We start from the raw sequence: 21,189 nt of genomic DNA, 5'->3' as shown, positions 1-21,189 counted from the left end.
GGTCGCATGCTGCGATTGAATCGTCAAAGACATTGCGTTAGGCCAATGGTAGGGTCCGCGATGGTCCAGGGGGCGGACGGGAACCAAACGGGCAATCGGACGACGTGCGGCGAAAACACGCGTAATGATCGAAAAATCACGTTGCAATCCGGGCTCGAAACTTTACGACTAGGGAAAATACGAAAAGGAATGCGTCTGCATGGGCGACATTCCAGGGGAGCCACGACAGCATGCAGTATTTTGTCCAGCAGCTTATCAACGGGCTGACGCTGGGATCGATCTATGGGCTGATAGCGATCGGCTATACGATGGTCTACGGCATCATCGGCATGATAAATTTCGCCCATGGCGACATTTTCATGATCGGCGCTTTCACCGCGCTCATCGTTTTCCTTATCCTCGGTGCATTGTTCTATTCGCTGCCGATCGTCGTTGCGCTGCTGATCATGATGATCGTCGCGATGCTGCTGACCAGCCTGTATAACTGGACGATCGAGAAGGTGGCCTACCGGCCTTTGCGCGGTTCATTCCGGCTGGCGCCGCTGATCACCGCGATTGGCATGTCGATTGCGCTGTCCAATTTCGTCCAGGTGACGCAAGGGCCGCGCAACAAGCCGGTCCCGCCAATGGTGTCCAAGGTCTACAACATCGAAGGCATCAGCGTCTCGCTGAAGCAGATCATCATCGTCCTGGTCACCATAGTCCTGCTGGCGCTGTTCTGGTACCTGGTCAACAAGACCTCGCTCGGCCGGGCACAGCGCGCCTGCGAGCAGGATCGCAAGATGGCCGCACTGCTCGGCGTCGACGTCGATCGCACCATCTCGATCACCTTCATCATGGGCGCCGCCCTTGCCGCCGTCGCCGGCACGTTGTTCCTGATGTATTACGGCGTTGTGGTGTTTTCCGACGGCTTTACGCCCGGTGTGAAGGCGTTTACTGCCGCGGTGCTCGGCGGCATCGGCTCACTGCCCGGCGCCGTGCTCGGCGGGCTGATGATTGGCTTCATCGAAAGCATGTGGTCGGCTTATTTCTCGATCGACTACAAGGACGTCGCCGCCTTCTCCATCCTGGCGATCGTGCTGATCTTCCTGCCTTCCGGCATTCTCGGCCGGCCAGAAGTCGAAAAGGTCTGAGATCATGGCGGTTACCGTGTCTCCGGAAAGCACCGTCGTCGCCACCCCGGTCCAGCGCGCTTTTCGCGAAGCGCTCTATGCCGGCGCCATCTCGCTTGGCCTGTTCGTGCTGTTCATCGGCCTGAAAACCGACCAGAATATCTCCAACGAACTGATCCTGGTGCAACGCTGGGGCTTGCTCGCCGGCGTCGTGATCGCCACCATGGCAGGACGCTTCCTCTATGTCGCCTATGGCCAGCCCTTCCTGGCGAACCAGAAGATCGTCGACGTCGCCACCGGCCTGCTGCCGGTCAGCCTGGCTTCGCGATTCTTCCGCCTTCCCGCGTTCATCGTGGCGCTCGCCGTCGCCGTTATTCTGGTCGCGCTCAGCGGCTTTCTGACCGAGGCCTTAGGGCCGGAACTTTCCGATTTTGTGCGGTTCCTGCGGGCGCTCGCAATCATCTATGCGCTGGCTTGGCTGATATATCGGTTCCGGGCCTTCATTCACGCTCATTTCTCGGCATTGGGCATAACCGCACTGGCGCTCTACCCGATTATCGTGGTGTTGGTGCTGGCTCTATATGCCGGGTCGATGGCCGCCGGTTTCCAGGGCTCGCTGAAATATGTCGACAATTACGGCATCCAGATCCTGATCTACGTGATGCTGGCTTGGGGGCTGAATATCGTTATCGGCTTGGCCGGCTTGCTCGATCTCGGCTATGTCGCCTTCTACGCCGTCGGTGCCTACGCCTATGCGCTGCTCGGCACGCATTTCGGCCTCTCCTTCTGGATCCTGCTGCCCGCCGCTGGCCTGATGGCTGCGTTCTGGGGCGTGATGCTCGGCTTCCCGGTGCTGCGCCTGCGCGGTGACTATCTGGCGATCGTGACGCTCGCCTTCGGCGAAATCATAAGGCTGGTGATCATCAACTGGCGCGAGGTGACCAACGGCTCGGCCGGCATTTCCGGCATCCCGAAGGTGTCTTTCTTCGGCCTGATGTCGTTCAACGTCTCCGATCCGAACTACATCTCGAAGGTGCTCGGCATCGCCCAATCGGGTGCCTACTACAAGATATTCCTCTACTATTTGATCCTTGGGCTCTGTCTGCTGACGGCCTTCGTCACCGTGAGGCTCAGGCGTCTGCCGGTCGGCCGCGCCTGGGAAGCGCTGCGCGAGGACGAGATCGCCTGCCGCTCGCTCGGTATCAACACCACCACCACCAAGCTCACGGCCTTTGCCACGGGCGCGATGTTTGGCGGCTTCGCCGGCTCGTTCTTTGCCGCGCGGCAAGGCTTCGTCAGCCCGGAATCCTTCGTCTTCCTGGAATCCGCGATCATCCTTGCCATCGTCGTGCTTGGCGGCATGGGCTCGCTGGTCGGCATTGCCGTCGCCGCGATGGTGATGATCGGCGGCACCGAAATCCTGCGCGAACTGGATTTCCTCAAGACCGGCCTGAGTTGGGGCAACATCAAGGTTATACCCGGGTTCGGCCCCGACTTCACGCCGGAGCTTTATCGCATGCTGTTGTTCGGCATGGCCATGGTCATCGTCATGCTGTGGAAGCCGCGCGGCTTCGTCGGCAGCCGCGAGCCGACAGCCTTCCTCAAGGTGCGCAGGGCGGTGTCGGGGTCCTTCACCAAGGAGGGACACGGCTGATGAACGCGAGCCCCTCCGTGAACGATGCCATCCTGCAGGTCGATCATTTGTCGATGAAGTTCGGCGGTCTCGTCGCCATCGGCGACCTGTCGTTCCAGGCCAAACGCGGCGAGATCACCGCGCTGATCGGTCCCAACGGCGCCGGCAAGACCACCGTGTTCAATTGCATCACCGGTTTCTACAAACCGTCGGAAGGCATGATCACGCTCAATCGGCGCGACGGCTCGACCTTCCTGCTCGAACGTTTGCCGAACCATGAAATCCCGGCGCGGGCCAAGGTGGCGCGCACCTTCCAGAACATCCGCCTGTTCTCGGGCATGACGCTGCTGGAGAACCTGCTGGTGGCCCAGCACAACAAGCTGATGAAGGCGTCCGGCTATACCATTCTCGGCCTGTTCGGTTATAGCGGATACAGACAGGCTTCGGCGGAATCGGTTGAACTGGCCGAGCACTGGCTGGAAAAGGCCGATCTCGTCGACCGCGCCGACGATCCTGCCGGCGATCTGCCATATGGCGCGCAGCGACGGCTCGAAATTGCTCGCGCCATGTGCACCGGCCCTGAGCTTCTGTGCCTCGACGAGCCGGCCGCCGGCCTTAATCCGAAGGAATCGGCGGCGCTCAATGCACTGCTGATGGACATCAAGGACAACACCGGCACGTCGATCCTTTTGATCGAGCATGATATGGCGGTGGTTATGCAGATTTCGGACCATGTCGTCGTGCTCGAATACGGGCGCAAGATCTCCGACGGCAACCCGCAATCGGTGCGGACCGACCCGCGCGTCATCGCTGCCTACCTCGGCGTCGAAGACGAGGACGTCGAGACGGTGCTGACCGAAGTCGGCGACGAAGACGTCATCGAGCAATTGGATACGGGTCCGGATGCGGCCCATGGCCCAGGCACATCGTCTTCGTATCTCGCCGGACCGGTTGCCGACACGGTTGGCCACAGCGAGGGCGAACGCGTCACCGTGTCAAAGGGCGCTTCGAAAGCCGGGCAGATCGATGCAAGGTCGAGCGCCGCGGCAAAGTCCGGATCGCCGGCCAAAGCCAAATCGGCCGCGAAATCTTCTGCCGCAAAATCTTCCACTGCAAAGCCGGCCTCCAAGGCTCCGGTGAAGTCAAAAACTCCCGGCACCTCTGATCGGCGTGGGGGGCGGAAATAATGGCCGGCACAACGCTGCTCGATATCAAGGGCGTCCAGACCTACTACGGCAACATCAGGGCGCTGAACGGCGTCGATGTCACGGTCAAGCAAGGTGAGATCGTAGCGCTGATCGGTGCCAACGGCGCCGGCAAGTCGACGCTGATGATGACCATCTTCGGTGCTCCCCGCGCCCGCGCGGGTACCATCACATTCGCCGGTACCGACATCACCCAGATGCCGACCCACGAGATCGCGCGCATGCGCATCGCCCAGTCGCCGGAAGGGCGCCGCATTTTCCCGCGCATGACGGTGATGGAAAACCTGCAAATGGGCGCCAGCCTCGACAACCTCGAGCATTATGACGAGGACGTCGAGAAGGTGTTCACGCTGTTTCCACGCCTGAAGGAACGCATTGCCCAGCGTGGTGGCACGCTGTCCGGCGGCGAGCAGCAGATGCTGTCGATCGGGCGCGCGCTGATGGCGCGGCCGAAGCTGCTTTTGCTCGACGAGCCGTCGCTTGGCCTGGCGCCGCTGATCGTCAAGCAGATATTCGACGCTATCCGGGAGCTGAACCGCACGCAGGGACTGACCGTGTTCCTGGTCGAGCAAAACGCCTTCGGCGCTCTGAAGCTCGCCACGCGCGGCTATGTCATGGTCAACGGCAACGTGACGATGAGCGGCACCGGCAAGGAGTTGCTCGCCAATCCGGAGGTGCGCGCCGCCTATCTCGAAGGCGGCCATCACTGAGTTTCAGGAGACATCAATCATGCAGGGCATTGTCTATGAGGAACCCTCGATCTGGCAGTTCTTCTTCGTCACCTGCCTGCTCGGCGGCTGGGCGGCGTGGATGACGGGCAAGGCATGTGCGCAGACGTGGCGCAGCTTCGCCCAGTTGTTCGCCTACATGCTGGGGCTCGGCATCGGCGTAAGATTCATCCATCATGCGCTGTTCGGCGGAACGATGTTTTCGCTGCATTACTACGTGGTCGACACCATCGTGCTGATGATATTGGGCTTCATTGGCTACCAATACACGCGCACCAACCAGATGGTAACGCAGTATAATTGGCTTTACGAAAGAGCCTCTCTTTTGAGCTGGAAACCAAAAGGTTGACATTTATCATTAACGGCGCTTCAGGGATGAATCGGCGTGACAAGTGCCTGAAAATCGGCAAAGTACTCTTTCTGCGAGCAAGAGTGGGCATCGCATGAAAGCAACATCCACGCCCACTCGGTAAATGGGAGCGTTTCAATGAAAAAGTCACTTTTGTCCGCCGTCGCCCTGACCGCGCTTGTCGCGTTCAGCGGCAGCGCGTGGGCTGACATCCTGATCGGCGTTGCCGGTCCGATCACTGGCCCGAACGCAGCATTCGGCGCGCAGTTGCAGAAGGGCGCCGAACAGGCTGCCGCCGATATCAACGCGGCTGGCGGCATTAACGGCGAGCAGATCAAGATCGAGGTCGGCGACGACGTGTCGGATCCGAAGCAGGGCATCTCGGTCGCCAACAAGTTTGTCGCCGATGGCGTCAAATATGTCGTCGGCCACTTCAATTCGGGCGTCACCATTCCGGCGTCAGAGGTCTATGCCGAGAACGGCATTCTCGTCATCACGCCTTCCGCGACCAACCCGAAGCTGACCGAGCGGGGCCTGTGGAACACGTTCCGTACCTGCGGACGCGACGATCAGCAGGGCAAGGTTGCCGGCGACTACCTCGCCGCGCACTTTAAGGACGGTAAGATCGCCGTCGTCCACGACAAGACGCCTTACGGCCAGGGTCTCGCCGACGAAACCAAGAAGGCACTCAATGCTGATGGCGTGACCGAAGCCATGTATGAGGGCATCAATGTCGGCGACAAGGACTTCTCGGCGTTGATCGCCAAGATGAAGGATGCCGGCGTCAACGTCGTCTACTATGGCGGCCTGCACACCGAGGCCGGCCTGATTATGCGCCAGCTCGCCGATCAGGGTCTCAAGGCCCAGTTCATGTCCGGCGACGGCATCGTGTCGAACGAATTGGCCTCCATCGCCGGCGATGCCGTCGACGGCACGCTGATGACGTTCGCTCCCGATCCGCGCAAGAACCCGAACGCCAAGGAACTCGTGGAGAAGTTCCGCGCCGCCGGTTTCGAGCCTGAAGCCTATACGCTCTACTCCTACGCCGCGCTGCAGATCGTCGCCGCCGCCGCCAACAAGGTCGGCTCTTCCGACGACGCGCAGAAGGTTGCGGAAGAGATCAAGAAGAGTGGCCCGTGGAAGACCGCCATCGGCGACATCGGCTATGACGCAAAGGGCGACATCACCCGTCCCGACTACGTCATCTACACTTGGAAGAAGGGTGACGACGGCAAGTACACCTACTTCGAACAATAAGCCGGCAAACGCCTGCAGCCCAAAAAATGCCCGGCGCCTCGCGCCGGGCATTTTTCATTTGTCTTTTGCTTCATCGCATAGGCGCAAGGATTTAAATCGGTTTAGCCGACGTCTCCATTTTTGTTTGCACTGCAGCATTTTCGCGCTAATCATGTCCGGCAGTTCCCTTTCCCGCGTCCGGAGCCCTGTCCTTGGCAATCTCGAAGATCCTTGTCGCCAACCGCTCCGAAATAGCCATCCGCGTCTTCCGCGCGGCCAATGAGCTCGGCCTCAAAACCGTGGCGATCTGGGCAGAGGAGGACAAATACTCCCTGCATCGCTTCAAGGCCGACGAAAGCTACCAGGTCGGGCGCGGGCCGCATTTGGCCAGGGACATGGGGCCGATCGAAAGCTATCTGTCGATCGAGGAGGTTATCCGCGTCGCCAGGCTATCGGGCGCCGATGCCATCCATCCAGGCTACGGCCTGCTGTCGGAAAGCCCGGAATTCGCCGAGGCCTGCGCCACGGCCGGCATCATCTTCATCGGGCCAAAGCCGGATACGATGCGCAGGCTAGGCAACAAGGTCGCCGCTCGCAACCTCGCGATCGAAGTCGGCGTGCCGGTAATTCCCGCCACCGATCCCTTGCCGGACGACATGGCGGCGATAAAGGAACTCGCCAAGACGATCGGCTACCCGGTGATGCTCAAGGCATCCTGGGGCGGCGGCGGCCGCGGCATGCGCGCCATCCGCTCCGAGGCCGATCTCGCGCGCGAGGTCATGGAAGGCAAGCGTGAGGCGAAGGCGGCTTTCGGCAAGGACGAGGTCTATCTCGAAAAGCTGATCGAGCGCGCACGCCATGTCGAGGTGCAGGTACTGGGCGACACTCATGGCAACGCCGTGCACCTGTTCGAGCGCGATTGTTCGATCCAGCGCCGCAACCAGAAAGTGGTCGAGCGGGCGCCGGCGCCCTACCTCGAAATGTCACAGCGCGAGGAGCTTTGCGGCTACGCGCTGAGGATCGCGCGCGAAACCAGCTATATCGGCGCCGGCACGGTCGAGTTCCTGCAGGATGCCGATACCGGAAAATTCTACTTCATCGAGGTCAATCCGCGTATCCAGGTCGAGCACACGGTCACCGAACAGGTGACCGGCATCGACATCGTCAAGGCGCAGATCCATATCCTCGACGGCTTTGCCATCGGCACGGCGGAATCGGGCGTTCCGGAGCAGAAGGACATCAGGCTCAACGGCCACGCGCTGCAGTGCCGCATCACCACGGAAGATCCCGAGCATAATTTCATCCCCGACTATGGCCGCATCACCGCCTATCGCGGTGCCACCGGCTTCGGTATCCGCCTTGATGGCGGCACCGCCTATTCGGGCGCGGTCATCACCCGCTTCTACGATCCGCTGCTGGAAAAGGTAACGGCGTGGGCGCCGACGCCGGCCGAGACCATCGCCCGCATGAACCGGGCGCTGCGCGAATTCCGCATCCGCGGCGTGGCGACCAACCTCACGTTCCTCGAGGCGATCATCAATCACCCGAGCTTCGCCGACAATTCCTACACCACCAAGTTCATCGACACGACGCCGGAACTGTTCGCCAGTGTGAAGCGGCAGGACCGCGCGACCAAGCTGCTCAACTACCTTGCCGACGTTTCGGTCAATGGTCATCCCGAGACGCGCGGCCGGCCGCAGCCAAAGGCCGATGCGGCGCCACCGGTAGTGCCATATCTCAACGGCAACGTGCCTCAAGGCAGCAAGCAGAAGCTCGACGTGCTCGGGCCGGAGAAATTCGCCGCGTGGATGCGCGAGCAAACAGAGGTGCTGGTCACCGACACGACAATGCGCGACGGGCATCAATCCTTGCTCGCGACGCGTGTGCGCACCTATGACATTGCCGGAATTGCCGGCACCTATGCGCGTGCTCTGCCGCAGCTTTTGTCGCTCGAATGCTGGGGCGGCGCCACATTCGACGTCGCCATGCGCTTTCTCACCGAAGACCCATGGGAGCGGCTGTCCCTGGTGCGCGAGGCAACACCCAACCTTCTGCTGCAGATGCTCCTGCGCGGTGCCAACGGCGTTGGCTATACCAACTATCCCGACAATGTCGTCCAGCATTTCGTCCGCCAGGCCGCTGCCGGCGGCATCGACCTGTTCCGGGTCTTCGACTGCCTGAACTGGGTCGAGAACATGCGCGTGGCCATGGATGCGATCGGCGCCGAGGGCAGACTGATTGAAGCGGCGATCTGTTATACCGGCGACATACTCGATCCGGCGCGGGCCAAATACGATCTGAAATACTATGTCGGCCTGGCCAGGGAATTGCAGGCGGCAGGCGCCCATATCATCGCCGTCAAGGACATGGCTGGGCTTCTAAAGCCGAGCGCTGCCCGCGCGCTGTTCAAGGCACTGCGCGAGGCGACGGACCTGCCGATCCACTTCCACACCCACGACACATCCGGCCTGTCGGCGGCAACCGTGCTGGCGGCGGTGGAGAGCGGCGTCGACGCCATCGACGCGGCGATGGATTCGCTATCGGGCAACACCTCGCAGCCGTGCCTGGGTTCGATCGTGGAGGCGCTGAAGGGCACCGAGCGCGATCCGGGCCTCGACCCGCAGTGGATCAGGAACATCTCGTTCTACTGGGAGGCGGTGCGCAACCAGTATTCAGCCTTCGAAAGCGACCTGAAGGGGCCGGCATCGGAGGTCTATCTGCACGAAATGCCGGGCGGTCAGTTCACCAACCTCAAGGAACAGGCGCGCTCGCTCGGGCTGGAGACACGCTGGCACGAAGTGGCGCAGACCTATCACGACGTCAATCTGATGTTCGGCGACATCGTCAAGGTGACGCCGTCGTCCAAGGTCGTCGGCGACATGGCGCTGATGATGGTGAGCCAGGACCTGACCGTCGCCGACGTCGAGAATCCGGCGAGGGACATCGCCTTCCCGGATTCGGTGGTGTCGATGTTGCGCGGCGATCTCGGCCAGTCGCCGGGCGGCTGGCCAAAGCAATTGCAGAAGAAGGTGCTGAAGGGCGAAAAGCCGATCACGGTGCGGCCGGGTTCGCTGCTCAAACCGGCGGACCTCAAGGCCAGTCGCGCGGAGGTCGAGGAAAAGCTCGAGCGCAAGCTCAGCGGGTTCGAGTTCGCGTCGTGGCTGATGTATCCGAAGGTGTTTTCCGATTTTGCCGCCGCGCAGGAGACCTACGGGCCGGTCAGCGTGCTGCCGACGCCGACCTATTTCTACGGCATGAAGCCGGAAGACGAGATTTTCGTCGACATCGAAAAAGGCAAGACGCTGGTGGTGCGCTGCCTTGCCATCGGCGATGTCGACGAAAAGGGCATGGTCACCGTGTTCTTCGAGCTCAACGGGCAGCCGCGCCGGGTGAAGGTGCCGGACCGGGCGCATGGCGCGTCCGCTGCCAAGGCACGGCGCAAGGCGGAGCCGGGCAATGAGGCGCATGTCGGCGCGCCGATGCCTGGCGTCGTCTCGGCGCTTGCGGTCGCTGCCGGCCAGGCGGTGAAGGCCGGCGACGTGCTGCTGTCGATCGAAGCGATGAAGATGGAAACGGCGTTGCATGCCGAACGCGACGGCACCATAGCCGAGGTGCTGGTCAAGGCCGGCGACCAGATCGATGCCAAGGATCTGCTGATCGCGTTCGGGTGAAACAGGCCGGCATCGATAGGGCCTTGTCGGCGCCTGGCAGCAGCCCTTCATGCCGCATCGATAGTACCTTGACCCGCCGCGCCCGGTCGGGCATCGAACCGCTGCAATTCGCCGCTCGGGTCACCCCGAGTCGCGGCGGGAAACGACGCGGAGAGAAGAATATGGCCGACGACATCACCGAGACCAGCCAGACTGTTGCCGCCGGCCAGCTGCGCGCCTTCATCGAACGAATCGAGCGGCTCGAGGAAGAGAAGAAGACGATTGCCGACGACATCAAGGAAGTGTTCGCCGAGGCCAAGGGCACCGGATTCGACACCAAGGCGATGCGGTCGATCATCAGGCTGCGCAAGAAGGACCAGGCCGAGCGGCAGGAAGAGGAATCCATCCTCGATCTGTACAAGGCTGCGCTCGGCATGGTGTAAAGGCCGGCATCGGCGCCGGAGACGATCGCGGGAGAAGCGGTTCTGACCATGGATTCCAGCCATGAGCGAATTCGATTTTGGCGCCCGCCGCGCCTCTGAATTCCGCCAACGCAGCTTCTGGACGCTGTTCGCGGAACGGCATCCGGATGAAAGGGCTCTGTTGGCGAGGCGCGGACCGTGGTTCTGGCAGCGTGGGCTGCCCGATTTCGCGTTGGTCCTTTCCATGTATGTCGCGCCTGCGCACAATCATGTCGGCGTCTTCTTCGGCCGCAACGAGAAGTTCGGTGCCACGCAAGCCTGGTCGCGGTTGAAGCCGTTCCAGCCGGCCATCGAAGACAGGCTGAAGCTCAGGCCAGAACAAAGTTGCGACGGCCTCGGCATCAATTCGATGTGGCGGGTGAATTGTTTTGCCGAGGACAATTGGCCGGCGATGACCGACTGGCTGGTGACGGAAGCCTCACGTTTCGAGCGCGCGATTGCCGACGTTCTGGGTCAGGAATAAAGCAGGGTTTCCAGACGCAATCCTTGTGGAAGGGTTGCTCTGGTGAGCAGCCAGGGAGCCGGTCGATCGATGACGATCATGTCGCGCGTTGCCGCTTTCTTCCGCTCACGCTGGTTCGGCGGCGTGCCGCTCGATCGGCTGTTCTGGCGCGACCTGGTCGTTGTCGGCACAGCGATCAACGTCGCGTCGTCGGTGGCGGCGCTCATTCTGCTAGGATTGAAGCTGCCGCTTGCGCTCGTCCTGGCGGTGCATTTCGCGCCGGTGCCCTACAATATCTTCCTGACCTTTGCCGTTTGGCGAACTGCCGGAAAATCGAGTGGCGTCATGGCCTCGCTGATGACTCTTGGCGCCACGTTGTGGCTGATCCTGGTGGTTGTGGCCTGACGATCAGGCGGCCGGCTCGAATTTGAGCGCCACGCCGTTGATGCAATAGCGCAGACCGGTCGGTGGCGGGCCGTCCTCGAAGACATGGCCGAGATGGCTGCCGCAGCGGGCGCAATGGCATTCGGTGCGGACCATGCCGTAGCTGCGGTCGACGGTGGTCTCGACCGAACCCGGCACTGGGTCGTTGAAGCTCGGCCAGCCGGTGCCGCTCTCGAATTTCAGCTTGGATTCAAACAAGGGCTGGTCGCAGCCGACGCAGGAGAAGGTGCCGGCGCGCTTCTCGTGCAGCAGGGCGCAGCTTCCCGGCCGCTCGGTGCCGTGGTTGCGCATCACCGCATATTGCTCAGGCGTCAGCCGGGCGCGCCATTCGGCATCGGTGCGGGTAACGGGGTAGGTGTGGCTGTCCATTTTTTTCTCTTAGCTTATGTCGCTATTTGGGTTGCCTTCGCAACTTCGCCTGAAATAGGCATTTGTTACGGCGTTTGCTCGTATTTCCTATCCTGCTGCGAAGAATCCCTCAGGCGATGGCCGCGAGATAGCGCGCAACCGATGCTGAAAATGCTGCCTTTGCATCTCCGATGACGTTCTGGTTCCACCATGCGCCGTAGATATGGTCGAACGCGAAAGGCTCCAGCGCGGCCTTGATGCCGAGCACTTTCGTCGCGTTGAGCGGGATATAGTTCGGATAGCTGTACATGAAGCTGACATGACGGCGGGTCGGCGTCACCTGCAGGATGTCGCCGGCCAGGATGGCATTGCCGCGGTCGCGCTTCCAGTGCAGTACCTGGCCACCGGCAAAGTGGCCGCCGCAGCGGATGAGCGTCAGCGACGGGTTTATGGCGCGCATCTCGCCTTCCCAACTGATGATTGCCGGATGCGGCCGCATGATCCACTGACGATCATGGGCGTGCAGATAAATCGGCACGCCGCCAAACGCCTCGCTCCACTCGACCATTGCCGAATAATAATGGCAGTGCGAAATGGCGATGGCGGCCAGGCCGCCCCGGCGGTTGATCTCGGCCACCGCCTCGTCGCTGACCATCGAGATGCAGTCCCACAGCACATTGCCCTGCGGCGTTTGCGCCAGCAATGCGCGCTGGCCGATAGCGAAGCGTGGCTCGATGCCGAAGGCGAGCACGCCGGCATCATCCTTGATCACGACCCGATGGCCGGCGGCGAGCTCTTCCGGCGTGGTCCAGGCCTGGCCCTCCCAGCGCACATATTGCCGCTCGTCCTCGCAGATCGGGCAATGTCGCGGCGGCGTCGCTGTCGCCGCGAACTGGACACCGCATTGCAGGCAAAGGAAACAGGTCGACCGTCCTGTTTTGCGTGGATCCATTCAGTGCTTCCTTGAAAGTTGCTTCGTCGCGGCTTCGAGGCCGGCGAGCGTCAGCGGAAACATGCGGCCGCCAAAAATATCGTGGATCATGGCAATCGAATGGGTAAAACCCCAGTTCTTCGCGTCTTCCGGATTGAGCCAAATGGCGTTCGGCCATTGCTGCAGCAGCCTGCCGAACCAGACGGCGCCAGCCTCCTTGTTCCAATGCTCGACCGAGCCGCCGGGTTGGGCGATCTCATAGGGGCTCATCGAGGCGTCGCCGACGACGATCACCTTGTAGTCGGGGCCATATTTATGGAGGAGATCGAAGGTCGGAATCACCTCGGCATGGCGGCGGCGATTGTCCTTCCACACGCCTTCGTAGAGGCAGTTGTGGAAATAGAAATATTCGAGCTGGCGGAACTCGGCGCGGGCGGCCGAAAACAGCTCCTCGACACTCCTGACATGGTCGTCCATCGAGCCGCCGACATCGAAGAACATCAGCAGCTTCACGGCATTGCGACGTTCGGGTTGTGTCTTAACGTCAAGATAACCGTGCTCGGCGGTGGCGTGGATGGTGCCGGGCAGGTCGAATTCCTGTTCGGCGCCTTCGCGCACCCAGCGGCGCAAGCGCTTCAGCGCGACCTTGATGTTGCGGGTGCCGAGTTCGACGGCGTCATCGAAATTCCTGAACTCGCGTTTGTCCCAGACTTTTACCGCGCGGCGGTTGCGGCTTTCGTGCTGGCCGATGCGCACGCCTTCGGGATTGTAGCCATAGGCGCCGAACGGCGAGGTGCCGCCGGTGCCGATCCATTTCGAACCACCCTGATGCCGGCCCTTTTGCTCCTCCAACCGCTTCTTCAGCGTCTCCATCAGCTTTCCGAAGCCGCCCAGCGCCTCGATCAGCTTCTTCTCCTCGTCGGTCAGGTGCTTTTCGGCGAGCCTCCGCAGCCATCCCTCCGGGATGTTTGCGACATCGACCGCGTTTTCGCCAGCCTGCGCCTCGACACCTTTGAAGATGTGCGAAAAGACCTGGTCGAAGCGGTCGATGTGGCGCTCGTCCTTCACCAGAGCGGCGCGGGCGAGATAGTAAAAGCCCTCGACATCATAGTCGACCAGCCCGGCTTCCAACCCCTCCAGCAGCGACAGATATTCGCGGAGCGAGACGGGAACCCGCGCTGCCTCCAGTTCGAGGAAGAAGGGGATGAACATGGTCCGACTTTATCTGTGTCCCTCGATCTTCTCCCGTGCGGCGCTAGCGATAAAGGCGGAACGCGTCAGACCACGCCGACCCGCTTCTTCGTCGATTGCCGCCAAAAGACCTGCGTCGAGCGACAGATTGGCCCGGACAGGCCGTCCGGAATCGATCAGCACAGGGATCATCACGGCGGATTCACCGGCAGCGCTATCGATTTCGCCCAGTCGGAGCAGATCTGCCACAGTGCGCGCCGCGGGCAAGGGCAAGTTCTTCGCCATTCGTGTCTCTGCCCATTCGCGAACGGCAGAAGTCGCATCGGCTATCGCCTCTTCGGGACTTGCGCCACCGCCGTGACATCCGGGAAGATCAGGCACCCGCACTCCCCAGACTTCATCTGCGCCGTCAAGAATTCCGACATAGTGCGTCATGATTCGTCCTTAAATCCATCCAGCAAGCCGGGCGATCGACCGCGCAACACCCAGAGATTGTTCGCGATGCCGCGGCACGATAATCATGATCTCCGGCCTTTCCGGATGCTCGTACTTCTCGTGTTTGCCGCCGCCTACGTTCACCCAGCCGTCACGTAAAAGCCTCGTGACAATCTTGCGCGTGTTGGTCTCGATCAGCGGCACTGTCGCCCCTGATCATGCGCAATATATTGCGCACAGGTGATTATTTCAATCGTTGGCTTCATCATAGCAGATCGTACTCGATGAAGCCGGTCCGCCGCGCCACGTGGTCGTAGAGCTTGCGTGCCGTGGTGTTGGTTTCGTGGGTCATCCAGTAGACGTTCTTGACGCCGATCTTGCCGGCTTCCTGCTTGACCGCTTCGATCAGGGCGGCGCCGACGCCCTTGCCGCGTACATCGGGGTCGGCGAACAGGTCCTGCAGATAGCAGTTGTTTATCTGCGACCAGCAGGAGCGATGGTAGAGATAGTGCGTCAGGCCGACGGCCTTGCCGTCGAGGGTGGCGATGAAGCCTTTCGGCTCGAACTCGCCCGCCGTGAACAGCCGCTTCCAGGTGACGGCGTAAACCTCTTCCGGCAGCTTGGTTTCGTAGAAGGTGAGATAGGCGGTCCAAAGACGCCGCCAATCGGCGTGGTCGGATTGCACAAGCGGGCGGATGGTGATCTCGGTCATTTCATTTCCCTCTGAAGTCGGCAACCCGAAGCTGCCTTCACGCCTCGCCGGCGGCAACGGTCCAGCACCGGGAAAGCGCTGTCCGGCGGCTTTCGTCGGCCCCTCACCCCTGCCGTCTCGCCATGAAGGCCAGGCGCTCGAACAGATGCACGTCCTGTTCGTTCTTCAGCAAGGCGCCGTGCAGCTTGGGCAGCACGTTCTTCGGGTCGGCGCGCAGGTCCTCGGGCGCGATCTCGTCGGCGACCAGCAGGCGGATCCAGTCGAGTGCCTCGGAGGTCGACGGCTTCTTCTTGAGGCCCGGCACGTCACGGATTTCATAGAATTGCGTGAGTGCGGCGCGCACCAGGTTCTGCTTGATGCCGGGATAGTGCACGTCGACGATTTTGTGCAGCGTCTCGACGTCGGGAAAGCGGATGTAGTGGAAGAAGCAGCGGCGCAGGAAGGCGTCCGGCAGCTCTTTTTCGTTGTTGGAGGTGATGATGACGATCGGCCGGACGGTGGCACGGATGGTCTCGCCGGTCTCGTAGACGAAGAACTCCATCCGATCCAGTTCCTGCAACAGATCGTTGGGGAACTCGATATCGGCCTTGTCGATCTCGTCGATCAGAAGCACGACTTTCTTGCCGGCAGCAAAGGCGTCCCACAGCTTGCCGCGCTTGATGTAATTGCGGATGTCGTTGAAGCGCTCGTCGCCGAGCTGGCTGTCGCGCAGCCGCGAGACGGCATCATATTCATAGAGGCCCTGCTGCGCCCGCGTGGTCGATTTGACATGCCATTCGATCAGATCGAGGCCGAGCGCCGCCGCCACCTGGCGGGCAAGTTCGGTCTTGCCGGTACCGGGCTCGCCCTTGACCAGCAACGGCCGCTCGAGCGCGATCGCCGCGTTGACCGCCACCATCAGATCCTTGTCGGCGACATAGGCTGCCGTGCCTTCAAAACGCATTTTTGCTCCCGGGTTCATCGCGCGACCCTAAGGAGGCGGCCTTCGCTGTGCAAGGCGCTGCTGGCAAAGCGGGGATCTTGCCGGCGCGACCCTCGTCGAGCGGTTCTGCGTCGATTTAAGACTCGAAACATGTCGTCTCTCTGGCGCTTGGTCTGCCGTCTGCCTATATTGGCGGAGACGGTCTGCGCTTCCCGGCAGGAGAACATTTTCCCCGGGGCCTTAATGATCCCTAGGGAGCTGTCCCTGGGAAGACCCGTGGGTTTTCTCATACGGCGCCCACCTACTTTGTAGGTTCCCGGGATCGCTCTCTCCACCGGTTGTGTGGATCGTCACCTGTCGAAAAGGCAATGTCTGGCGGATCTTGTCGTCGCGCCGCTTTGTGCGGTGCTCTCACGAACGAAAGCTCGCCCCGCTCCTCCAAAACGTCGCTCGTAAAACTCCATCCAAATCTGACCTTTTCTAACGTCGGCGCATGACATCCCCAAAAGACCTGAAAAAAACTCTCCGCAACCAAGCCCTCGGGCGCCGCGACGCGCTCGATCCTTTCTGGCGGGTGGAGGCAGCACTCGAAATGGCCGAGACGGCGCGCGACCGGATCACGGTCGAGCCGGCCCAGATCGTCTCAGGCTTCTGGCCGATGCGCTCGGAAGTCGACGTCCGGCCGCTGATGTTTGCCTTGCGCGAAAAGGGGGCAAGGCTCTGCCTGCCGGCCATCCTCAACAAGACCACCATCGTTTTTCGCGAACTGGTGCGCGGCGCGCCGATGATCGACATGGGCTTCGGCACCGTCGGGCCGCATGAGGAAGCCGAGGTGCTCGATCCCCAAATGATGCTGGTGCCGCTTGCCGCCTTCGATGCGCGCGGCCACCGCATCGGTTACGGCGCCGGCTATTATGACCGGGCGATCGCGCGGCTGGCCGACAAGGGGCAGCAGCCGCGGCTGATCGGCATTGCCTTCGACTGCCAGGAGGTGGCCCTGGTGCCGGACGAGCCGCATGACGTGATCATTCCGGAAATACTCACCGAGAGCGGGTTGCGCCGGTTCGCGCCGAAATTGTAGATAAGTTCCTGGACGCATGGTCTTTTCCGAAAGTCATGCAGCTTTTTGCTTCGCTGACCTTCGGTTCGGGATCACGCTTATATGAGACTTCTCTTCCTCGGCGACATGGTCGGCAAGACAGGACGTACGGCGGTGTGGGAACAACTGCCTGGCCTGATCTCGGATTTCAAGCTCGACTTCGTCATCGTCAATGGCGAGAACGCCGCCGGCGGCTTCGGCATCACCGAGGAAATTTTTCGCGAGACGATCTCGGCCGGCGCCGATGTCGTCACCACCGGCAACCATGTCTGGGACCAGCGCGATGCGCTGATTTTCGCGCCGCGCGAAGAGCGCTTCCTGCGTCCGTCCAATTTCCCCAAGGGTACGCCGGGGCGCGGCTCAGGCGTCTACGTCGCCAGGAACGGCGCGCGCGTGCTGGTCGCCAACATCATGGGCCGGGTGTTCATGCATCCCGAGCTCGACGATCCGTTCCAGGCCGGCGAGCGCGAACTTGCCGCTTGTCCGCTTGGTGAGCAGGCCGATGCGATCGTCATCGATTTCCATGCCGAGGCGACCTCGGAAAAAATGTGTTTCGCCCACTTTGTCGACGGCCGTGCCAGCCTTGTTGTCGGCACCCACACGCATCAGCCGACCGGCGATCACCAGATCCTCAATGGCGGCACCGGTTATATTTCCGATGCCGGCATGTGCGGCGATTACGATTCCTCGCTCGGCATGGACAAGGAGGAGCCGCTCAACCGGTTCCTGTCCAAGGTGCCGAAAGGCCGCTTCGAGGCGTCGACCGGACCGGCGACATTGTGCGGCGTCGGCGTCGACATTTCCGACCGTAGCGGCCTGACCGAACGGATCGCGCCGTTTCGCCGCGGCCCGCGGCTGGAGGAAACGGCGCCATCCTTCTGGTCGTGACATTGATATGGACGCTTGCAGTACCCAATTGCCGGCGAAACTGCTCTAGATCGTAGAGGGGACGACCTCCATGCAGCTAGTCGAATTCCTGGCGCCGCATTTCGCCTTTGTCTCCGACCCGACGGCATGGGTCGCGCTGCTGACGCTGGTCGTGCTGGAGGTCGTGCTCGGCATCGACAATCTGATCTTCATCTCGATCCTGACCAACAAATTGCCGGTAGCGCAGCGGGCCCGCGCCCGGCGGCTCGGCATATCCGCCGCGCTGGTGATGCGGCTGATCCTGCTGGCCACCATCTCGATCATCGTCCAACTGACGACGCCGATATTCACCGCCTTCGGCCACGGCTTTTCATGGCGCGACCTGATCCTGATCGCCGGCGGCCTGTTTCTCGTCTGGAAGGCGACCAAGGAGATCCACCACACGGTTGATCTCGATGATCACCAGGACACCATGATGGGCGAGACGCTGCAGCTTTCGCTGGCCGGCGCGATTTTCCAGATATTGCTGCTCGACCTCGTCTTCTCGATCGACTCGATCATCACCGCCGTCGGCATGACCGACGAAATCGCGATCATGTACATCGCGGTGATCGTGGCGGTGAGCGTGATGATGCTGGCGGCCGGGCCGCTGGCCGATTTCATCGCCAGGAACCCCAGCATCGTCATGCTGGCCCTCGGCTTCCTGCTGATGATCGGCATGACGCTGATCGCCGACGGCATGGGTTACCACGTGCCGAAAGGCTACATCTACGCCGCCATGGGTTTTTCGGCCTTGGTCGAAGGGCTCAACATGCTGGCTCGGCGGCGGAAGAAGGCAAAGGGCGGGGGCGGGCATTGACTTGACTCTTACAGAATTGTGCGTACAATTTTGTAAATAACGGTGCCGCCATATTGCGATTTGGATGGGATCCCGAGAAGGCCAAGCGCAACCGTGCGAAGCATGGTGTTGCGTTCGATCTCGCCAAAGATGTCTTCAAGGATCCGCTTCATCTGATTGTGCCTGACCGGTTTGAAGATGGCGAGCAAAGGTGGCATGCGATCGGGATGAGGGCTGGTGGTACTGCTCGTTGTTCACACTTATCCCGATCTCGAAGATGAGGAACGAATTCGGATTGTCGGTGTCCGGAAAGCAACGCCGCATGAATGGAGGCGCTATGAGCAGGAAGGAACTTAGCCAAGATCAGCGCAACCAGCTCGCCAATTTGGCAGATTTGCCTGACAGCGAAATTGACACGTCCGACATTCCGGAAACTTCGGCCGAGAATTGGGTTCATGCTCGCCGAGGGCACCTCTACCGGCCACTAAAGCAGCCGGTGACCATTCGGCTTGACGCTGATGTGCTGTCCTGGTTCAAGGAGCATGTCGAAGGCGGTGGCTATCAAACGGAGATCAACCGCGTGCTCCGCCGTCATGTGCTAGAGCAGGAAAAGCGGCGTTCCTGAGCATTCGCGGTCTGTTGCCAGCCGATCTTGGCTCGCCGTTACTTAATTTGCTGGAACGTCCTTCGGGTGGCGGTCGCCGATCAGGCCGAGCATCACGCCTTGCTCCAGCCACGCCTTGGCGCCGGCGAGCACCAGCGCAAAACCGCCGGTCGAGCCGATCGCCTGCTTGACCTGCTCGTCAGGGCTGCCGGCAAAGCCGAAATTGCGGACCTCGACAAAGGTCGTGTTGCCCGGCATCTCCTCGAAAGTCCAGACCACCGTAGTCGGCGGATCGCTCCATTGCATGACGATCTTCTTGTTATCGACGATCTCACTGACATTGATCGTCGTCGAGACGCCATACATGCGCCATTCCCAGCGAACTTTGTTGCCGCTGTCCAGCCTGTTGCTGCCATGGGTGAACCAGAACTTCGTCGTGATCGCCGGATCGACGAAGGCTTCGAATACGTCGGCGACCGGCCGCCTTATCAGCATGCCGGCTTCGGCGGTCGGTGTTTCACGGATTTTCATAGCGTCCTCCTTTCCACGGCGCCGCCCTGTTCACCAGGCATCGGGTTCGCGTACGAGGTGAATGATGTTGGCCGGATTGGTGATCCAGCCGCCGCGAAAGCCTTCACCCAGTGCCTCGATGGCATCGCAGCGCACGACGCCGGCCTCGGCGAGATGCTCCGCCGCGCCTGGAAAATCATCGGTGAACAGTTCCAGCCAGATCTCGGCCTGGCTCATCATCGGCGCCTCGTCGATCCACAGTCGATTGGGACCGAGTTCGAACCCGATGGCCGGCGATTTGGCCGTGAATGGCTTCAGGCCGATGACGTCGCGATAGAAGGCGATCGTTGCCTGGTATTGATGTGGCGGGACCTTCATCGCGATGTTGATGCCGCCGGTGATCTTCGCGGTCATTCTTACTCCATTTGCTCTCAGATGTTGTTCTCGTTGGCCGGCTCGCCCTTCATCTCGCTGCGGTAATAGCCGTCGCGCAGATTGATGCCGTATTCGACATAGGCCTTCATGCAGGCCAGCATCTGCGACCAGCCCTCGCAATTGAGGTAGGATTTCTTCAGGCCGACCGCGTTCTCGTGCCAGCCGGTTTCGGCGATGGTGACGAAGGTGCCGCCATCGTCGAGCGGCTCGAAATTCATCTCGATGCGGGTCTTGTAGGCTGGCTTGCCGTCGGCGTCGGTGGCATCCCAGCGCAGCACGATGCGGCTGTCTTTCTTCACCTCGTCGACCTCGACGGGAACCTTGCCCCACCAGATGACGGTGGCGCCCGCCACCAGCAGTGCGCTGGCGCCGCCGATCGTGGTGAAGTAGCCGCTAAGTTTCTTCGGATTGACGACCGCATCGAAGACTTCGGCGACGGGTTTGCCGATGCGGCCAGAAACCCTGAATCCAAGAGACATATCCACAGCTCCTTCCTTGAATGGCTCAATGATATGTTATAGAAATATAACATGTCAAGCCAATCGCGGGACGACGATGTTTTCAAGGCGCTGGCGCATCCGCGCCGGCGTGCGTTGCTCGACCGGCTGAAGGATGCGCCGCAGACCACCGGCATGTTGTGCGATGCCTTCCCCGACATGGACCGTTGCACGGTCATGCTGCACCTGAAGGTGCTGGAGGAGGCCGACCTGGTCGTGGCGCGGCGCGAGGGGCGCGAACGCTGGAACCATCTCAACGCGCTGCCGATCAAGCACATCCACGACCGCTGGATCAGTCAATATGCCACGCACGCGATCGGCATCCTCGACCGGCTGAAATCCGATCTTGAGGGATGAAAGGTTTGCCGAAGCCTGCCGATTTTCGGATCTTGAAAGCCTTGCGTGCCGGCAGCAATGGCGCGGCTGGACGAATTGAGCCGATTTATCTATAAGCCGGCCATTCCGACAGCGAGCGCCGTCCGTCCGTCAGGGACGCAGCAGGACGTTCCGAAATTTTGA

Annotated in this window: 26 protein-coding genes and 1 other RNA gene; 17 read left to right on the top strand and 10 right to left on the bottom strand. The window is 61.3% G+C overall.

Going from position 1 to position 21,189, the window contains the following annotated elements; genetic code table 11:
- The first annotated feature begins 230 nt into the window (after positions 1-230).
- From NKH33_RS06570 to NKH33_RS06525, 10 genes are all read left to right on the top strand, one after another.
- Entirely contained in the window at positions 231-1,133 is a 903-nt protein-coding gene (locus NKH33_RS06570; protein WP_352454929.1) for a branched-chain amino acid ABC transporter permease, read from the top strand.
- Positions 1,134-1,137: 4 nt separating this feature from the next.
- Positions 1,138-2,766, top strand: a complete 1,629-nt coding sequence (livM, locus tag NKH33_RS06565) for a high-affinity branched-chain amino acid ABC transporter permease LivM (protein WP_352613328.1) — start codon at positions 1,138-1,140, stop codon at positions 2,764-2,766.
- Entirely contained in the window at positions 2,766-3,932 is a 1,167-nt protein-coding gene (locus NKH33_RS06560; protein WP_352918534.1) for an ABC transporter ATP-binding protein, read from the top strand. The genes livM and NKH33_RS06560 overlap by 1 nt, the downstream gene beginning before the upstream one ends.
- Positions 3,932-4,660 (top strand): ABC transporter ATP-binding protein, encoded by a 729-nt coding sequence (locus NKH33_RS06555; protein ID WP_352471239.1) that lies wholly within the window; start codon positions 3,932-3,934, stop codon positions 4,658-4,660. Before NKH33_RS06560 ends, NKH33_RS06555 begins: the two co-directional genes overlap by 1 nt.
- 19 nt (positions 4,661-4,679) lie before the next feature.
- On the top strand, positions 4,680-5,027 hold the full coding sequence (locus NKH33_RS06550) for a DUF6867 family protein (protein ID WP_352471238.1): 348 nt from the start codon (positions 4,680-4,682) through the stop codon (positions 5,025-5,027).
- 138 nt (positions 5,028-5,165) lie between these two features.
- Positions 5,166-6,284 (top strand): branched-chain amino acid ABC transporter substrate-binding protein, encoded by a 1,119-nt coding sequence (locus NKH33_RS06545; protein ID WP_352471237.1) that lies wholly within the window; start codon positions 5,166-5,168, stop codon positions 6,282-6,284.
- A gap of 191 nt (positions 6,285-6,475) precedes the next feature.
- Positions 6,476-9,934 carry a pyruvate carboxylase gene (gene pyc / locus NKH33_RS06540; protein ID WP_352918532.1) on the top strand — a complete coding sequence of 1,153 codons (3,459 nt, stop codon included), beginning with the start codon at positions 6,476-6,478 and terminating at the stop codon, positions 9,932-9,934.
- Positions 9,935-10,095: 161 nt separating this feature from the next.
- Positions 10,096-10,356 (top strand): DUF2312 domain-containing protein, encoded by a 261-nt coding sequence (locus tag NKH33_RS06535; protein ID WP_023719653.1) that lies wholly within the window; start codon positions 10,096-10,098, stop codon positions 10,354-10,356.
- 61 nt (positions 10,357-10,417) lie between these two features.
- Complete coding sequence (locus tag NKH33_RS06530; protein WP_352683328.1) at positions 10,418-10,858, top strand: hypothetical protein; 441 nt, start codon at positions 10,418-10,420, stop codon at positions 10,856-10,858.
- A 69-nt stretch (positions 10,859-10,927) separates the two neighbouring features.
- On the top strand, positions 10,928-11,242 hold the full coding sequence (locus NKH33_RS06525) for a hypothetical protein (RefSeq protein WP_023678043.1): 315 nt from the start codon (positions 10,928-10,930) through the stop codon (positions 11,240-11,242).
- 3 nt (positions 11,243-11,245) lie between these two features.
- On the opposite strand, the gene msrB is transcribed toward NKH33_RS06525, so the two are convergent.
- The 7 genes from msrB to NKH33_RS06490 form a co-directional block, all read right to left on the bottom strand.
- The gene (gene msrB / locus NKH33_RS06520) at positions 11,246-11,650 is read right to left on the bottom strand and encodes a peptide-methionine (R)-S-oxide reductase MsrB (RefSeq protein WP_027152870.1); all 405 of its coding nucleotides are present in this window, start codon (positions 11,648-11,650) and stop codon (positions 11,246-11,248) included.
- Positions 11,651-11,759: 109 nt separating this feature from the next.
- Entirely contained in the window at positions 11,760-12,581 is an 822-nt protein-coding gene (locus NKH33_RS06515) for an MBL fold metallo-hydrolase (protein ID WP_352918531.1), read from the bottom strand.
- A complete protein-coding gene (locus NKH33_RS06510) occupies positions 12,582-13,772 on the bottom strand; it encodes a vWA domain-containing protein (RefSeq protein ID WP_352918529.1) in 1,191 nt (396 codons plus the stop codon).
- Between the two features lie 9 nt (positions 13,773-13,781).
- A complete protein-coding gene (locus NKH33_RS06505) occupies positions 13,782-14,186 on the bottom strand; it encodes a type II toxin-antitoxin system HicB family antitoxin (protein ID WP_352471230.1) in 405 nt (134 codons plus the stop codon).
- A 9-nt stretch (positions 14,187-14,195) separates the two neighbouring features.
- Positions 14,196-14,390 carry a type II toxin-antitoxin system HicA family toxin gene (locus NKH33_RS06500; RefSeq protein WP_126104508.1) on the bottom strand — a complete coding sequence of 65 codons (195 nt, stop codon included), beginning with the start codon at positions 14,388-14,390 and terminating at the stop codon, positions 14,196-14,198.
- Positions 14,391-14,451: 61 nt separating this feature from the next.
- On the bottom strand, positions 14,452-14,898 hold the full coding sequence (locus tag NKH33_RS06495) for a GNAT family N-acetyltransferase (RefSeq protein WP_352918527.1): 447 nt from the start codon (positions 14,896-14,898) through the stop codon (positions 14,452-14,454).
- 103 nt (positions 14,899-15,001) lie between these two features.
- A complete protein-coding gene (locus NKH33_RS06490; protein WP_352471229.1) occupies positions 15,002-15,841 on the bottom strand; it encodes an AAA family ATPase in 840 nt (279 codons plus the stop codon).
- Positions 15,842-16,017: 176 nt separating this feature from the next.
- Here NKH33_RS06490 and ssrS point away from each other — a divergent pair.
- From ssrS to NKH33_RS06460, 6 genes are all read left to right on the top strand, one after another.
- Positions 16,018-16,173, top strand: a non-coding RNA gene (gene ssrS / locus NKH33_RS06485) — 6S RNA.
- Between the two features lie 140 nt (positions 16,174-16,313).
- On the top strand, positions 16,314-16,901 hold the full coding sequence (locus NKH33_RS06480; RefSeq protein WP_352450855.1) for a 5-formyltetrahydrofolate cyclo-ligase: 588 nt from the start codon (positions 16,314-16,316) through the stop codon (positions 16,899-16,901).
- An 81-nt stretch (positions 16,902-16,982) separates the two neighbouring features.
- Positions 16,983-17,807 carry a TIGR00282 family metallophosphoesterase gene (locus NKH33_RS06475; RefSeq protein WP_352831305.1) on the top strand — a complete coding sequence of 275 codons (825 nt, stop codon included), beginning with the start codon at positions 16,983-16,985 and terminating at the stop codon, positions 17,805-17,807.
- A gap of 70 nt (positions 17,808-17,877) precedes the next feature.
- The gene (locus tag NKH33_RS06470; RefSeq protein WP_352454918.1) at positions 17,878-18,645 is read left to right on the top strand and encodes a TerC family protein; all 768 of its coding nucleotides are present in this window, start codon (positions 17,878-17,880) and stop codon (positions 18,643-18,645) included.
- 53 nt (positions 18,646-18,698) lie between these two features.
- The gene (locus tag NKH33_RS06465) at positions 18,699-18,905 is read left to right on the top strand and encodes a BrnT family toxin (protein ID WP_352768394.1); all 207 of its coding nucleotides are present in this window, start codon (positions 18,699-18,701) and stop codon (positions 18,903-18,905) included.
- A gap of 56 nt (positions 18,906-18,961) precedes the next feature.
- A complete protein-coding gene (locus tag NKH33_RS06460; RefSeq protein WP_352450852.1) occupies positions 18,962-19,249 on the top strand; it encodes a BrnA antitoxin family protein in 288 nt (95 codons plus the stop codon).
- Between the two features lie 42 nt (positions 19,250-19,291).
- On the opposite strand, the gene NKH33_RS06455 is transcribed toward NKH33_RS06460, so the two are convergent.
- From NKH33_RS06455 to NKH33_RS06445, 3 genes are read right to left on the bottom strand one after another with little or no spacing between them, the layout of a single operon-like run.
- A complete protein-coding gene (locus NKH33_RS06455; RefSeq protein WP_352831307.1) occupies positions 19,292-19,759 on the bottom strand; it encodes an SRPBCC family protein in 468 nt (155 codons plus the stop codon).
- Between the two features lie 30 nt (positions 19,760-19,789).
- Positions 19,790-20,152 carry a VOC family protein gene (locus tag NKH33_RS06450; RefSeq protein ID WP_352540322.1) on the bottom strand — a complete coding sequence of 121 codons (363 nt, stop codon included), beginning with the start codon at positions 20,150-20,152 and terminating at the stop codon, positions 19,790-19,792.
- 17 nt (positions 20,153-20,169) lie between these two features.
- Positions 20,170-20,652, bottom strand: a complete 483-nt coding sequence (locus NKH33_RS06445; RefSeq protein ID WP_352574684.1) for an SRPBCC domain-containing protein — start codon at positions 20,650-20,652, stop codon at positions 20,170-20,172.
- Positions 20,653-20,703: 51 nt separating this feature from the next.
- Here NKH33_RS06445 and NKH33_RS06440 point away from each other — a divergent pair, with 51 nt between their 5' ends.
- Complete coding sequence (locus tag NKH33_RS06440) at positions 20,704-21,027, top strand: ArsR/SmtB family transcription factor (RefSeq protein ID WP_352918525.1); 324 nt, start codon at positions 20,704-20,706, stop codon at positions 21,025-21,027.
- The last annotated feature ends 162 nt before the right edge of the window (positions 21,028-21,189 follow it).

This window comes from Mesorhizobium sp. M1182 (genome assembly GCF_040318335.1).
Lineage (GTDB): Bacteria > Pseudomonadota > Alphaproteobacteria > Rhizobiales > Rhizobiaceae > Mesorhizobium.
This window is presented reverse-complemented; position numbering and strand designations above follow the sequence as displayed.